The 14,402-nt window shown below is 72.4% G+C and carries 17 protein-coding genes; 9 read left to right on the top strand and 8 right to left on the bottom strand.

Annotated elements, in window-relative coordinates; all coding sequences use genetic code 11:
- Positions 1-64: 64 nt before the first annotated feature.
- Complete coding sequence (locus KBX53_RS05910; RefSeq protein ID WP_030331905.1) at positions 65-613, top strand: YbaK/EbsC family protein; 549 nt, start codon at positions 65-67, stop codon at positions 611-613.
- A gap of 73 nt (positions 614-686) precedes the next feature.
- On the opposite strand, the gene KBX53_RS05915 is transcribed toward KBX53_RS05910, so the two are convergent.
- From KBX53_RS05915 to KBX53_RS05930, 4 genes are read right to left on the bottom strand one after another with little or no spacing between them, the layout of a single operon-like run.
- Complete coding sequence (locus KBX53_RS05915; RefSeq protein WP_030331907.1) at positions 687-1,328, bottom strand: DsbA family protein; 642 nt, start codon at positions 1,326-1,328, stop codon at positions 687-689.
- Positions 1,329-1,348: 20 nt separating this feature from the next.
- Positions 1,349-1,777 carry a SufE family protein gene (locus tag KBX53_RS05920; protein WP_030331909.1) on the bottom strand — a complete coding sequence of 143 codons (429 nt, stop codon included), beginning with the start codon at positions 1,775-1,777 and terminating at the stop codon, positions 1,349-1,351.
- A 35-nt stretch (positions 1,778-1,812) separates the two neighbouring features.
- Positions 1,813-2,238 (bottom strand): CBS domain-containing protein, encoded by a 426-nt coding sequence (locus KBX53_RS05925; protein ID WP_030331911.1) that lies wholly within the window; start codon positions 2,236-2,238, stop codon positions 1,813-1,815.
- Positions 2,239-2,294: 56 nt separating this feature from the next.
- Positions 2,295-4,064: a proline--tRNA ligase gene (locus KBX53_RS05930; RefSeq protein ID WP_210858070.1), complete on the bottom strand. Its 1,770-nt coding sequence runs from the start codon at positions 4,062-4,064 to the stop codon at positions 2,295-2,297.
- A gap of 18 nt (positions 4,065-4,082) precedes the next feature.
- Here KBX53_RS05930 and KBX53_RS05935 point away from each other — a divergent pair, with 18 nt between their 5' ends.
- The 5 genes from KBX53_RS05935 (at position 4,083) to KBX53_RS05955 (ending at position 8,028) form a co-directional block, all read left to right on the top strand.
- Complete coding sequence (locus tag KBX53_RS05935) at positions 4,083-4,241, top strand: hypothetical protein (protein WP_156057550.1); 159 nt, start codon at positions 4,083-4,085, stop codon at positions 4,239-4,241.
- Positions 4,242-4,285: 44 nt separating this feature from the next.
- A complete protein-coding gene (locus tag KBX53_RS05940) occupies positions 4,286-5,053 on the top strand; it encodes an SGNH/GDSL hydrolase family protein (RefSeq protein WP_030331914.1) in 768 nt (255 codons plus the stop codon).
- Positions 5,054-5,055: 2 nt separating this feature from the next.
- The gene (locus KBX53_RS05945; RefSeq protein ID WP_210858071.1) at positions 5,056-5,499 is read left to right on the top strand and encodes a hypothetical protein; all 444 of its coding nucleotides are present in this window, start codon (positions 5,056-5,058) and stop codon (positions 5,497-5,499) included.
- 130 nt (positions 5,500-5,629) lie between these two features.
- Positions 5,630-6,988, top strand: a complete 1,359-nt coding sequence (locus KBX53_RS05950; protein WP_156057553.1) for a hypothetical protein — start codon at positions 5,630-5,632, stop codon at positions 6,986-6,988.
- A 137-nt stretch (positions 6,989-7,125) separates the two neighbouring features.
- Positions 7,126-8,028: a sulfurtransferase gene (locus KBX53_RS05955; RefSeq protein WP_210858072.1), complete on the top strand. Its 903-nt coding sequence runs from the start codon at positions 7,126-7,128 to the stop codon at positions 8,026-8,028.
- A gap of 50 nt (positions 8,029-8,078) precedes the next feature.
- Here the strand turns inward: KBX53_RS05955 and KBX53_RS05960 are convergent, their stop codons facing one another.
- From KBX53_RS05960 to KBX53_RS05970, 3 genes are all read right to left on the bottom strand, one after another.
- Positions 8,079-9,272 carry a hypothetical protein gene (locus tag KBX53_RS05960; protein ID WP_210858073.1) on the bottom strand — a complete coding sequence of 398 codons (1,194 nt, stop codon included), beginning with the start codon at positions 9,270-9,272 and terminating at the stop codon, positions 8,079-8,081.
- A complete protein-coding gene (locus KBX53_RS05965) occupies positions 9,269-9,817 on the bottom strand; it encodes a SigE family RNA polymerase sigma factor (RefSeq protein ID WP_036411447.1) in 549 nt (182 codons plus the stop codon). The genes KBX53_RS05960 and KBX53_RS05965 overlap by 4 nt, the downstream gene beginning before the upstream one ends.
- Before the next feature lie 70 nt (positions 9,818-9,887).
- Positions 9,888-10,469, bottom strand: coding sequence for a TetR family transcriptional regulator (locus KBX53_RS05970; RefSeq protein WP_030331926.1), 582 nt, complete (start codon positions 10,467-10,469; stop codon positions 9,888-9,890).
- A 107-nt stretch (positions 10,470-10,576) separates the two neighbouring features.
- Here KBX53_RS05970 and KBX53_RS05975 point away from each other — a divergent pair, with 107 nt between their 5' ends.
- Positions 10,577-11,734 carry an FAD-dependent oxidoreductase gene (locus KBX53_RS05975; RefSeq protein ID WP_210858074.1) on the top strand — a complete coding sequence of 386 codons (1,158 nt, stop codon included), beginning with the start codon at positions 10,577-10,579 and terminating at the stop codon, positions 11,732-11,734.
- Here KBX53_RS05975 and KBX53_RS05980 read toward each other — a convergent pair.
- On the bottom strand, positions 11,731-12,954 hold the full coding sequence (locus KBX53_RS05980; protein ID WP_210858075.1) for an MFS transporter: 1,224 nt from the start codon (positions 12,952-12,954) through the stop codon (positions 11,731-11,733). The two genes, KBX53_RS05975 and KBX53_RS05980, sit on opposite strands and share 4 nt — an antisense overlap.
- 107 nt (positions 12,955-13,061) lie before the next feature.
- On the opposite strand from KBX53_RS05980, the gene KBX53_RS05985 reads away from it, so the two are divergent.
- Positions 13,062-13,661: a TetR/AcrR family transcriptional regulator gene (locus KBX53_RS05985; RefSeq protein ID WP_030331931.1), complete on the top strand. Its 600-nt coding sequence runs from the start codon at positions 13,062-13,064 to the stop codon at positions 13,659-13,661.
- Positions 13,662-13,732: 71 nt separating this feature from the next.
- A partial coding sequence (locus KBX53_RS05990; protein ID WP_305797932.1) for a biotin carboxylase N-terminal domain-containing protein occupies positions 13,733-14,402 on the top strand: 670 nt, incomplete at its 3' end.

Raw genomic sequence — 14,402 nt, forward strand, 5'->3', positions numbered from 1 at the left:
GTCGCCGGGCGGACGGGGAGCCGCCGGACGGTTCAACGTCGCGGATGCGAGGATCGCACCCGTGATGGGAACGCTGAAGACGGAACCGGCCCGCGCCCGCCTCGATCTGCTCGCCCCGCCGGTCGCGGAGGCAATCGCCCAGTGGCCGGCCAGCGCCCCGGTGGACGTCAACGACGTGCTGGTCGCGCCGATCGACGCCGACCTCGCCGACACCGCGGCGTTCTGCGCGGCGTACGAGGTGGGGCTGGACGTGTCGGCCAACTGTGTCGTGGTGGCGGGCAAGCGTGAGGGTGTGGTCCGTTACGCGGCCTGCATCGTCCTGGCCACCACCCGGGCCGACGTGAACGGCGTGGCCCGCCGGGCGTTGGACGTCCGCAAGGCGAGCTTCGCCCCGATGGCCGACGCTGTCGAGTTGACCGGCATGGAGTACGGCGGCATCACCCCGATCGGGCTGCCGGCCCAGTGGCCGATCCTGGTGGACGCGCGGGTCATCGCCACACCGCACGTGATCGTCGGGTCCGGCGTACGGCACAGCAAGATCGCGCTGCCGGGGCCGGCGTTGGGCGCGCTGCCCGGAGCGCAGGTGGTGGAAGGGCTGGCCAGGCCGGCCTGACCACGCATCGGCATCGATGTCGTTGCACGTGAAACATCGTGATCATCGATGCCGGATGCTGGCCGCTGGTGACTCAGTGTGAGTGGGCTGCGGATTCGCGCTGCTCCACCTCGGCCAGCGCGGCGAGCAACGTCTGCACCTCCTGCGCGCCGGAGACCGCGTACTTCCCGGCCAGCACGAAGGTCGGCACGCTGGTGATGCCCAGGGCCTGAGCGTGGGCCAGGGCGGCGGTGACGTCGGCGACGCGTTCGTCGGAGTCGAGGAACCGGCGGGCGTCGGCCGCGTCCAGGCCGACCTCGCCGGCCAGGGTGGCCAGCGCCTCCCGCGACCCGACGTCGACGCCGTGGTTGAAGTGCGCCTGGTACAGCGCCTCGACCATCTCGGCGGCCCTGCCCTGGTCGCTCGCCCAGGAGACCAGCCGGTGCGCCTCGAAGGTGTTGGCGATCACCGCGCGGTCGTAGTCGAGCCGCAGCCCGTCGGCCGCCGCGACCTGGGTCACGTGGTCGACCATCTGCCGGGCGCGCCCCGGGCCGCCGAACTTGCCGGCCAACGCCTGCACCAGCGGCAGGGGCTGCGGCACCGGCGACGGGTCGAGCTGGAACGGCCGGTAGTGGACCGTCACCTCGCCCGGGTAGCTGGCGAGGGCCTCATCCAGGCGGCGCTTGCCGATGTAGCACCACGGGCAGATGACGTCCGCGTAGATCTCGATCTCCATGACCGGTGCCAACCTCGCGGTCAGCCGCGTTGTTCCCGGATCTGACGCTTGAGACGACCCAGGATCGCCGTGCCGCCCCGGACCCGCAGCGGGCTGATCGCCTGCGCCAGCCCCATCCGCTGGTAGAGGTCGTCCGGTACGGCCAGCACCTGCTCGGCGCTCGCGCCGGCGAGCCCTTCGGCGAGGATCCCGGCGAACGCCCGGGTGGTGGGCGCCTCCGGCGGGCAGTCGAAGAGCGTCTCCACGGTGCCTTCCGGTGTCACCCGGGCGCGCAGGAAGAACGCCGTCTGGCACTCGGGCACCTGCTCCATGCCCTCGCGCTCCGCGGCACCCTCCGGCAGCGCCGGGATGACGTCCGCGTATTCCAGGAGCATCTCCAGCACCAGGTCGCGCGGCGCGGCCGCGAACTCGTCGACGATCTCGGCCAGTCGGGCCGGCATGTCAGCCATGCGTCGAGGCTACCGCCGTGGTGCCGGAGCCCCGGTCACACAGTGGGCGACTGCTCACTGATCTCGCTGAGCGCGCTGGTGGGGTCGAGCTGCATGGCCAGGTCGCCGAGCGAGACGATCCCCACCAGCTTGCGGTCACTGTCACAGACCAGCACCCGTCGGATGCCCCGATCCCGCATGAGCGCCGCCGCCTCACCTGCCGTGCAGTGCTGCTCGATCATGACGACCTCGCGGGTCACTATCGCGCCGATGGTGGTGGCCGCCGGGGAGCTGTTCTCCGCCACGGCCCGCACCACGATGTCCCGGTCGGTGAGCATGCCGGCGAGGCTGGCGCCATCGGTGACCACCACATCACCGATGTCGGCCTCCTTCATCACCCTGGCCGCCTCGTCCAGAGTGGTCTCGGCCGGCAGGTACACCACCTGCTTGGTCATCACGTCGCTGACCCGGTAACCGGTCATGAGAGCCTCCGAAGACGTTTCCACCGATCCGACTGCACTACCCAGTGACGCCGTGGCTACACCAGGCTCGCACGTTCCTGGCGTACCTCGTTGACGAGTCGATCCAGCAGACCGTCCAGCGGCAGCTCGGTGCGCTCGCCGCCGGCCCGCTCGCGCAGCTCGACGTACCCCTCGGTGAGTCGGCGGCCGACCACGACGGCCCGGGGGATGCCGATCAGCTCGGCGTCGGTGAACTTGACCCCGGCCGAGACGTGCGTGCGGTCGTCGACCAGCACCCGCAGGCCGGCCGCGGCGAGCCGCCCGCCGAGCTCCAGCGCCGCGTCGAGCTGCGGGCCCTTGCCCGCAACCACCAGGTGTACGTCACACGGCGCGATCGCCGCCGGCCAGACCAGCCCCCGGTCGTCGTGGTGCTGTTCGGCGACGGCCGCCACCGCCCGGGAGACCCCGATGCCGTAGCAGCCCATGGTCGGCCGGACCGGCTTGCCGGCCGGCCCGAGCACGTCGACAGCGAAGGCGTCGGTGAACCGGCGGCCGAGCTGGAAGATGTGCCCGATCTCGATGCCCCGCCGGATGGTCAGCTCGCCCGTCCCGCAGTCGGGGCAGGGGTCGCCGGGGCGCACGTCGGCCGCCTCGATGGTGCCGTCGGGGGTGAAGTCCCGTCCGCAGACCACGTCGGTCGCGTGCCGGCCCGGCTCGTTCGCCCCGGTCAGCCACGCCGACCCGGCCACCACCCGGGGATCGACCAGGTAACGGATGCCCAGCTTGTCGAGCAGCTGCGGCCCGATGTAGCCGCGTACCAGCTCCGGATGCTCGGCCCACTCCTCGAAGACGGTCACCTGCGCCGGGTGCAGTGCGGCACCGACCCGCTTCAGGTCGACCTCCCGGTCACCGGGCAGCCCGACCACCAGGGGGACGGCCCGTTCGGCGCCCGGCTGCCGGACGGACAGCACGACGTTCTTCAGGGTGTCGGCGGCGGTCCAGCCGTCCCGACCGCCCAACCGGCGCGCGTTGGCCAAATCCACGAGGCTGGCGATCGTCGGGGTCTCCGGGGTGTCGTGCACCTCGGCGGCCGGCTGCGCGGCCGGATCGCCGGCGGCGGGCACCCGGGTGAGGACCGCCTCGGTGTTGGCCGCGTAGTCGCAGGAGGTGCAGCCCACGAAGGTGTCCTCGCCGACCGGCGTCGCGGCCAGGAACTCCTCCGACGCCGAGCCACCCATCGCGCCGGACATCGCCTGCACCACCGTGTAGTCCAGACCCAACCGGTCGAAGATCCGCCGGTACGCGGAGCGGTGCCGGGCGTACGCCTCGCGCAGCCCGGCCTCGTCCAGGTCGAAGGAGTACGCGTCCTTCATCAGGAACTCCCGGCCGCGCAGCAGCCCGGCCCGGGGCCGCGCCTCGTCGCGGAACTTCGTCTGCACCTGGAACAGCGTCACCGGGAAGTCCCGGTAGGAGGTGAACAGGTCCTTGACCAGCAGCGCCGCCATCTCCTCGTGGGTGGGCGCCAACAGGTGCTCGGCGCCGCGCCGGTCGGCGAGGGTGAAGATGTCGTCGCCGTACTCGGCCCACCGGCCACTCGTGCGGTACGGCTCGGCCGGCAGCAGTGCCGGGAAGTGCACCTCCTGGTCGCCGATCGCGAACAGTTCGGCGCGTACCACCTCGGTGATCCGGTCCAGCACCAGCTTGCCCAGCGGCAGCCAGGTGTAGCCGCCCGGTGCGGCCCGACGGATGTAACCGGCACGCAGCAGCAGCCGGTGACTCGGCACCTCCGCGTCGGCCGGGTCCTCGCGCAGGGTCCGCAGCAGCACTGTCGACATGCGTAGCAGCATCCGGGCAGCCTACGGTCGATGCGTCAGGCTGAGCCATCCCGTTTCGACATCGCGGATATCGGCGGCGCAACACCCGATATCGGCGATCCGGCGTCGAATCAGGCTGCCGGGCGGCAACTGGGCAATGACCTCCGACACGTCGCGGATTCGGGGCGGCACCGGGCGATCCCGCGGTGACAGACTGGTCGCCGCAGGCAACAAGTGGCGTGAGGGAGGCGCGGGTGCGCTGGCGCAGTTTTGTCGCGGTCGGGGACAGCTTCACCGAGGGCATGGACGACGCGTACCCGGACGGCACCTACCGGGGCTGGGCGGACCTGGTGGCGACCCGACTCGCCGCCGAGGCGGGCCCCGACTTCCGGTACGCCAACCTGGCCATCCGGGGCCGGCTCTTCCCCAGTGTGGTCGCCGAGCAGGTGCCCTCCGCGGTGGCGATGAAGCCGGATCTGATCAGCTTCGCGGCCGGTGGCAACGACGTGCTGCGGCGCACCTTCGACCCGGACACGCTGGTCGCCCGCTTCGACGAGGTGGTCCGGCAACTGCGCTCGGGCGGCGCTGACGTGCTCCTCTTCCGGTTCGCGGACGTGATGGCCCGGCTACCCGGCCAACGCCTCGTCGCACCCCGGGTGCAGCTGCTCAACCAGGCGGTCGGCGAGACCGCCGAGCGGCACGGCGCCATCATGGTCGACCTGTACGCCGACGACACCTTCCTCAACCCGATGCTCTGGAGCACCGACCGGTTGCACCTCTCCCCGGCCGGCCACCGGCGGGTCGCCGGCCAGGTGTTGAACGCCCTGGGCGTTGGTTGCGACGAGGAGTGGCTGATGGTCCCGCCGCACCCGGCACCCTCGCCGTGGCTGGCCGCCCGCGCCGCCGATCTGCGGTGGGCCGGTCAGCACCTCGCCCCGTGGGTGAAGCGGCGGTTGACCGGTCGGTCGTCCGGCGACACGGTGACGGCGAAGCGCCCGCAACTCGGCCCGCTCGTCGACTGAGCGTGCTCACCCTGCACACCGCGGCCCTGCTGTGCCGCGACCGGGACGGCGAACCGGTGCCGGAGCACGCTGTGCTGGTCAGCGGCGACCGGGTCGCGGCCGTCGGCCCGCTGGCCGAGTTGAGTGCGGCGTACGGGGCCCGGGTTCGCCGTTGGCCCGGGACGCTGGGGCCGGGTCTGCTGCACGACGGTCCGCTGCCGCCCGCACCGACCCCGCGCGAACGGGTGCACGCGCTGTTGCGTACCGGGGTGACGGCGGTCCTGGCGGAACACCTGGCCGACCCGGCGCTGCGGGCCGCCGCCGAGCGGAGCGACCTGCTGGTGCTGCCCACCGCCGTGGTGCCGACGCTGCGTCCGGACGGTCGGGCCGACCTCGCGGTGCACGGCGACGACGGCACCTGTCTGGTGACAGTGGTAGCCGGCCGGATCGTCCACCGCCGCGCCTGAACAGGCGCTGACGCCTCCACTGTGGAGTGCACTGATCGAATCGGGGTCGCCCGATGTCCGCCCGCCCCGATAACATCCGCTGCCCCCGCTGATCGGAAGGCGGGGACATCGGGGAAAGGTTGGCTGGGGGATGACCCTCATACCTGGCACGACGACATCCGCACGACCGCTCCGGGCGCTGCTGGCGACGGGGCTTTCCGTGGCGGTCGCCGCCGGGACGCTCACGCTGACGGCCGTGCCGGCCGCAGCGAACGACGTACCGAACGCGCCTGCCATCGACGACAACCAGCCGCCGGGTGTGCCGACCGAGCTGCAGACCTCCGGCGAACCGTGCACCACGGCGGAGCCGTACCAGTGGTGGCAGAACGACGACCTGACGCTCTCCGCCGTCCTGCACGACCCGGACATCGACGCGAACGGCGGCACCGACCGGTTGACCACCACCTTCGCGCTCTGGCCGGTCGACGAGCCGGCGGCCCGGATCGAACGGTTCGGGTACAACGGGCGGGACGGCGATCGGGAGAGCGGCCTCTTCGAACGGGAGGTGCTGACCCACGACCGGGTGTACGCGTGGCAGGTCCGGGCGGCGGACAGCCAGGCGACCGGCGAGTGGAGCGGCCTCTGCTACCTCCGGACCGACTTCCAGGGCCCGGAGGCCGCGCCGGTCGTCACCTCCAGTGACTTCCCGGTCGACGGTTGGCACCCGGCGTTGCCGGGACAGTTCACCTTCGACGCGGCGGCCACACCGGACGCTGTTGGTTTCCGGTACGAGCTGCTCGGCGGCGACGGTGTCCAGGTGGTGTCGGCGGACGGGCCCGGCGGCTCGGCCACTGTCACGCTCCGCCCGGAGGCGGGGCCCAACACCCTCGTGGTGTGGAGCCTCGACGCGGCCGGGAACCGCTCGCCTGAGGCGCGGTACGAATTCCGGGCCAGCGATGTCGCGCCGATCATCACCGGCAGACTCACCGAGATCGGTGTGCCGACCACGTTCACGGTGCAGCCGCAGATGGCCGGGGTGGTCCGATACCGGTTCCAGTTGGACGGCGACCCGGAGCAGACGGTGGAGGCGGCGGCCGACGGCACCGCCACGCTGACCGTCACCGCTACCCGGGGTGGCTACCGGACGCTCTCGGTGACCAGCGTGACCGCCGACGGCGTGACCGCGACCGCGTCGAGCAATTTCCGGCTGAGCACCGCGCCGAAGATCACCGCGACGGTCTATCAGCAGGGCGTCACCAGTGGGGGGCCGGGCGTGCCCGGGGTCTTCACCTTCACCCCGCGCCAGCCCGACGTGGTCAGCTACCGCTATCGCTTCGGCACTGTGACCAGCACCGTGGCCGCGGCGGCCGACGGCACCGCGTCGGTGACCTGGGCGCCGACGAAGGCCGGCCTGACCTCGCTCACCGTCTGGAGCATCGACGGGGACGGCACCCAGTCGGACTCGGCGTCGTTCACCTTCTTCGTCGGCAACCAGCCGCCGAGCAGCTAGCCGGAGCAACCCGGCGGGTGCCTCGCCGGGTGATCGTGATCCGGCGAATGCCGACCGGCCCACCATCCCGTGCGGGGGTGGTGGGCCGGCCGGCGTTACAGCGGTCGCGGGCGGCGATCCGGCGTACCTTTGGGATCATGTCTGTGCCGAACGATCCCGATCCCCGCCTCCAGTCGTACGCGGACCCGCAGCGGTTGGTCACCACCGAGTGGCTGGCCGCGCATCTGGGCGACGAGGGCCTCGTCGTCGTCGAGTCCGACGAGGACGTGCTGCTCTACGAATCCGGTCACATTCCCGGTGCCGTCAAGGTCGACTGGCACCTGGAGTTGAACGACCAGGTGACCCGGGACTACCTGGACCCGAAGAGCTTCGCCGAGCTGTGCGCGGCGAAGGGCCTCGGCCGGGGCGACACCGTCGTCTTCTACGGCGACAACTTCAACTGGTGGGCCGCGTACGCCCTCTGGGTCTTCTCGCTCTTCGGCCACGCCGATGTGCGACTGCTCGACGGCGGTCGGCAGAAGTGGATCGCCGAGGGACGCGAGGTGACCCGCGACAAGCCGGCCCGCCCGCGCGCCGACTACCCGGTGCCGCTGCGCGACGACGCCCCGCTGCGGGCCTTCCGTGAGCAGGTCATGGCGCACATCGCCGCCGGTCGGCCACTTGTCGACGTCCGCTCGCCGGGTGAGTACACCGGCGAGATGCTGCACATGCCGGACTACCCGCAGGAGGGTGCGTTGCGCGGTGGGCACATCCCGGGTGCGGTCAGCAAGCCGTGGAAGTCCGCCGCCAACGAGGACGGCACGTTCAAGTCCGCCGACGAGTTGAAGGCGATCTACGCCGACCAGCTCGGGCTGAGCCCCGACGACGACGTGATCGCGTACTGCCGGATCGGGGAGCGGTCCAGCCACACCTGGTTCGTGCTGCGGCACCTGTTGGGTTACCCGCAGGTGCGCAACTACGACGGCTCGTGGACCGAGTGGGGCAACCTGGTCCGGGCACCTGTGGTGAAGGGCGACCAGCCGGGCGGCCTGGCCGCCTGACCGGCACGACCGTCCCCGCGTGACAGTGAACGTCGCGCGGGGACGGTGTTTCAGCCGGCCAGTGCGATCGGGCCGCGCAGGTCGCGAACGATGCCGGTGATCTCGCCGGTCTCCGGGTGCCAGCGGGCCAGGGCGGCCGGTTCCAGTCGGAGCAGCACCGCGCCCCTGCCGTCCCAGCCCAGGACCTCACAGCAGCCCTTGGCGCGATCCCGGCCGAGGTCGAGCAGGTGGAGTACGGCGCCGGTCCGTGCGTCCAGCACCGCCGCCCCCTCGGCACCGTTGATCTCGCTGCTGGTGATCCAGGCCGCCCGGGCCAGCCGTTCACCGTGCAACCAGCCTCGGCCGTAGAACTCGTTGACCTGGTAGGGCGAGGGCAGCTGCGAGGCGTTGACCGGCTGTTCGGAGCGGAGTTCGCCCTCCCGGGCGGTCCGGCTGCGCAGCATCAGGCTGGTCCCCTCGCCGTAGGTCTCGATCAACGGGGCCTCCCGGCCGGCGTCCGGGTCGGGTGCGATCAACTCCCAGGTCGACACGTCGATGATGCTGGCCGCCCCGGTGACCCGGTCCACCGCGTACGTCCGGTCGTCGCTGCCGACCAGCACCCGGTCGTGCGCCCACACCACCAGCTCCAGGTAGCCGTCGAGCGGGATCCGGCGGACGGCCGCCGTGCTGAGGTCGATCAAGACCAGCTCTTTGGTCTGCGCGAACGCGGCCTGCCGGCCGTCCGGCGACAGTACTCCCGGCTTCAGCGCGCCCGCCTCGTTGCCGCTCGCGTCGCGGGTCGGTGCCAACGTCACCACGTCGAGGCTGCGCACCACGCCGTCGTTGCCGAGCACCCGGACCGGGCCGTCCGCGCGATTCTCCTCGTCCACCGGCTGGAACAGCGCCACTGCCCGCTGGACCGGTCGCTCGGAGAGCGGCACCGTCGCCGGAGCGCCGAGCCGGGCCAACGGATCGGGCGGGAAGGTCAGCTCGGCGGGCGGCTTCTGCACCGGACCCGCGTGGGAGGGGTCGACGGTCGGGGTCACCGTCGGACCCACCGGTGGGACCGGCGCGGGATCGGCGGGCGGTCGCAGCGCCGCCACCGTGCCGCCACCGACCAGCACCACGGCCAGGGCGACCACCGCGACGGCCCGCCGGGTGCGCCGGGTACGCCGAGCCCGCTCCCATCCGGCGGCGGCCGGCTGGCTGGGCAGCACGTCCTCGACGCTGACGGTCAGCAGTCGGCGCAGCTCCTGCTCGTTCACGGGTTCACCTCCAGACCGCTGGCCAGATCGGCCGGGCCTCGACCCGGTCGGGCGTCGCGGGCGAGGTCCGGGGCGACCTCGCGGAGTCGGCGCAGCGCCGCGTGGCACTGGCTCTTCACGGTGCCGACTGTCACGCCGAGCGCCTCAGCGGTGGCGACCTCGGTCAGATCCTCGTAGTAGCGCAACACCAGCACGGCCCGCTGCCGTGGGGGCAGCAGGCCCAGCGCGTCGTGCATCGTCAGCCGTAACGCGCCGTCCCGGTCGTGGGCCACCTGGTCCGGCGGCGCGGCGCTGAGCCACTCCCGCCGTCGGCGCCGCCACCACGACACCGAGTCGCGGTAGAGGATGGCCCGCACGTACGCGGAGGGGTCGCCGTCGCGGACCGAGGACCAGCGCAGCGCCAGCTTGAGCAGCGCGTCCTGGAGGAGGTCTTCGGCCTGGTGCCGGTTGCCGCAGATCAGGTAGGCCGCGCGGAGCAGCCGGTGCTGGTGGTTCTCCACGAAGGCGAGGTAGCCGTCGCGTCCGTCGTCCCTCGTCGGCGCCATCCGCCCCCCTCCCGGCCGTCGCGCGGTACGCGTCAACAGGCAGACGCACGGGAGGGGGAAAAAGGTTGGGTCAGCTCGGCGGCGTTCCGGTCAGATAACGCTGCAGGGTCGGCGCGACCCAGGAGACCAGCTCGTCCGGCGTGGTGTCCACCATGGGCGGCAACCGGACGATGTATCTGGTGAAGGCGAGACCGAGGACCTGACTGGCCACCAGGCCGGCCCGTCGGGCGGTCAGCGTCGGGTCGGTGCCGAAGGTGGCCACTGCGGCGGTGAGCTGGTTGGCGAAGATGCCGCGCATGCGTTCGGCCGCACCGGGATTGGTGCTGGCGGCCCGCAGCAGCGCCACCAGGGTCTCGTCGCCCTCCCACCGGGCCAGGAAGTGTCGGACCAGCACCTCACCGAGTCGGGCGGGCGGCACCGAGGTCAGGTCGGGCAGGCGGAGGTCGAACTCGGCCGCCGCCGCGAAGAGCCCTTCCTTGCTGCCGTAGTAGCGCATGACCATCGACGGGTCGATCTGGGCGTCGGCGGCGATGGCCCGGATTGTGGCGCGTTCGTAGCCGTCCGCCGCGAACCGTTCCCGGGCCGCTCGCAGGATCGCCGCCCGGGTGGCGTCGGAGCGGCGGGGCTGGGTCGGCGGGGCGGACGAGGTCATGCCAACGACCGTATGCCAACACTTGTTGACACGCAATCGTGAGGCGCTCTAGCGTGGCCAACAAGTGTTTGCCAACACATGTTGGCAGCCGTCTTCTGGAGGTGGCCATGCTGCCCACGAGCACTGACGTCCTGGTGGTGGGTGCCGGCCCCACCGGTCTCGCCACCGCGTTGACGCTGGCTCGGCGCGGGGTCGAGGTGACAGTGCTGGACCGCCTCGCCGCGCCGCCAACGACCTCCCGCGCCGCCGTCGTGCACGCGTACACCCTGGAGGTGCTGGACCGGATCGGCGCCGCCGCGCCGCTGATCGCCCAGGCGGTGCGGACGCCTCGTTTCACGGTGCGCGACCGGGACCGGGTGCTGCTGTCGGTGCCGTTCCACGAGCTGCCGTCCCGCTTCCCCTACGCGCTGCTGATCTCCCAGGCGGTCACCGAGACCGTGCTCACCGAAAAGTTGGCCGAGCTCGGTGTCCAGGTACGACGGCCGTGCCAGCTCACCGGGCTGAGCCGCGTCGGTGACGGCATGCTCGCGCAGGTCGACGGGCAGGCGGTGCGCGCCCGGTTCGTGGTCGGCGCGGACGGCCTGCACAGCACGGTCCGGGAGTTGGCCGGCATCGGCTTCACCGGCAGCAGCGACGAGGAGTCCTTCGTCCTCGCCGACGTACGGGTGCACAGCGTGCTGCCCCGCGACGAGGCGGCGCTCTTCCTCGCCCGCCCCGGGCCGTTGGTCTGGGCCCCACTCCCCGGCGGGGTGGTTCGGATGGTCGCCGCCGTGCGGAACGCACCGCCCGAACCGGATGCGGCCTACCTTCAGGCGCTGCTCGACGAGCGCGGCCCGGTACGACGACCCGACCGGGTGACCGACGTGGTCTGGGGCTCCCGGTTCCGGGTGCACCACCGGATCGCCGACACCTTCCGAGCCGGACCGGTGTTGCTGGCCGGTGACGCCGGGCACGTGCACAGCCCGGCCGGCGGGCAGGGCATGAACCTCGGCATCTGCGACGCGGTCGCGCTCGGCTCCGCGGTGGCGGACGTGCTCGACGGTGGCCCGGAGACGCTGCTCGACGACTACGACGCCCGGCAGCGACCGATGGCCGAGGACGTGATGAGCTTCGCCGCCGGGCTGACCAGGTTGGCGGCCGTCTCCCCGGCCGGCCGGCCCGCCCGGGACGTGCTGCTCCGGCTGCTCGGTGCCGTTCCACCGGCCCGTCGACGGATCGCGCTGCGCCTGTCCGGGCTGTCCCACCGCGAGCGAACGCCGAGCTAGGCCACGTCGCTGCGGCTCAGCACGCCGGGTGCGGCCGACCGCAGCGTCCGCCACGCGGTCAGGGTGACCAGCGCGAACGTCACCGCCGCCGTGCCCGCCACCGGCACCGTGCCGTACGCCGCGGCGGCGAGCCCGGCGAGCGCCGCCCCGAGCGGTGCGGTGAGCAGACCGACCATCCGCTGCGCCGCACCTACCCGGCCCAGCAGCTCGCCCGGCACCTGCCGCTGCCCGTACGACGCCCACAGGCTGTTCCACACCACTGTGCCGGCGGCGAAGACGGCCAGCGCGATCCCACCCGGCACCGGATGCCGAGCCAGCGCGAAGCCGGTCAGCGCCATGGTCTGCCCGGCCAGCACCACCCGCAGCGCCGGCACCGTGCCGAGCCGGGCGGCGAGCCGCCCCGACCCGAGCGCCCCCGCCAGGCCCCCGAAGATGGCTGCGGCGGCGAACAGCCCGTACCCGGCCGGCGGCACCCGCAGCACATCCAGCGCGTAGAGCACCAGCACCGCCATGATCCCGCTGATCGCCAGGTTGCTCGCCGCGGTGAGCAGTGTGAGCCGCCACAGCGTCCGGTGCGCCCGCAGCCAGCGCAGCCCCTCGACGATTTCGCTCCACACCGAACCGCGCCGCCTCCGCACCCTGGTCCGTGGCGCCGGGGCGAGGGCCAGCACGAGCACCGCGGCCACCGCGAAGGTGACGGCGTCGAGGGCGAACGGAAGGGCCGGGGCGACGGCGAACAGGACACCGGCGGCGGGAGCCCCGAGGAAACCGCCGGCCACCGCTGACCCCGCCTGGAGCCGGCCGTTCGCCCGGGGCAACGCGTCCGGCGGCACCACCGCGGGAAGCAGCGCGAACGAGGCGGAGTCGAAGAGGGTGCCCAACGCGGCGAGCAGGAACGCCGCCACCAGCAACACCGGGACGCTGACCCGGTTGAGCGCGACCACCACGGCCAGCGCCGCCACCACGCCAGCGCGTACCCCGTCGACCACCGCCATCGTCCGACGGCGGTCCCAGCGGTCCGCGTACACCCCGCCGAGCAGACCAAAGAGCAGCGGCGGCAACTGCCCGGCCACGGTGACCGCCGCGATGATCCGGGGATCGCGGGTCACTGTCGCGGCCAACAGGGCCAGCGCCGGGGTACGCAGCGCGTCTCCGAATCGCGACGACACGGCAGCGGACCAGAGCAGCCGGAAGTCCCGGCCGAGAGCAGTGGCGGTCATGCCGGTGACCGTGCCGGTTCGACCGGGTCGAGGGTCAAGCCACCACAGTGCGGAACGACCGTCAGCCGCCGCTCCACCGCAGGCAGTTCCCGGTCTAGGCTTGCCCGGTGACGGTGGAGCAGCAGGCACGGGGTGCGGCGGGTGCGGGCCGGCGCAGGTCCCGCAAGGACGAGATCCTGGAGATCGCGGTAGGTCTTTTCGCAGCGCGCGGATATCACGGCGTGTCGATGGACGACATCGGTGCGGCCGCCGGGGTCACCGGTCCGGCGCTGTACCACCACTTCGCCGGCAAGGAGGCCATGCTGGCCGCCGCGCTGATCCCGGTCAGTGAGGGGTTGCTGGCAGGTGGGCGGGAACGCGCCGCCGGCCGGTCGGACGACCCGCGCGGCGTACTGGAGTCGCTGATCGACTTCCACGTCGAGTTCGCCCTGGCCAACCCGGCGGTGATCGCGTTGCACCTGCACGAGCTGGACCGCCTGCCCGAGGAGCCGCGGCGGCGGATCCGCCGCCTGCAACGGCTCTACGTCGAGGAGTGGGTGACGGTGCTCACCGCGCTGCACCCGGGCATGCCCGATGGTGAGGCGCGGGTGCTCGCGCACGCCGCGTTCGGCCTGATGAACTCGACGCCGTTCCTCGGCGGTGAGGTGGACCGGCGACGTCGTGCCGAGCTGCTGCGCGGCGCGACCCTGGCCGCGCTGCTCGCCTGAGCCGACTCGTCAGAACCGTGCCGGTCATGATTCCCTGACATCGTCCCACCATCCGGACGCCGGGAGGAAACATGATCGAGTCACTGCTGGTCGCCAATCGGGGCGAGATCGCCCGCCGGATCATCCGGACCGCCAAGCGGCTCGGCATCCGCGCGATCGCTGTGTACTCGGAGGCCGACGCCGACCTGCCGTTCGTCGCCGAGGCGGACGAGGCGGTCCTCATCGGCCCACCGAACCCGGCGCTGAGCTACCGCAACACCGAGGCGATCCTCGCCGCCGCGAAGTCGACGGGCGCGCAGGCCATCCACCCCGGCTACGGCTTCTTGTCGGAGAACGCCGAGTTCGCCCGTACCGTCGAGGCGAGCGGCCTGATCTGGGTCGGACCTGACGCGGACGCGATCACCGCGATGGGCGACAAGATCAATGCTCGGAACCTGATGGCGGCGGCGGGTGTTCCGGTCGCGCCCGGCACCACCGACCCGGCCGCCGACCTGGATGCGGCGGTGTCGGCCGCCGCCGAGATCGGCTACCCGGTGATGGTCAAGGCCGCCGCCGGCGGTGGCGGCATGGGCATGGGCGTGGCCGTCGACGAGGCCGCGCTGCGCACCGAGTACGACAAGGTGCGCGCGTTCGCCGAGCGGATGTTCGGCGACGGTTCGGTGTTGATCGAGCGGTACTTTCCCCGGGTACGGCATGTCGAGGTGCAGATCCTCGGTCTGGCCGACGGTCGGGTGGTGGCGC

Origin of the sequence: Micromonospora sp. M51, from assembly GCF_018070305.1 — a bacterium.
GTDB lineage: Bacteria > Actinomycetota > Actinomycetes > Mycobacteriales > Micromonosporaceae > Micromonospora > Micromonospora parva.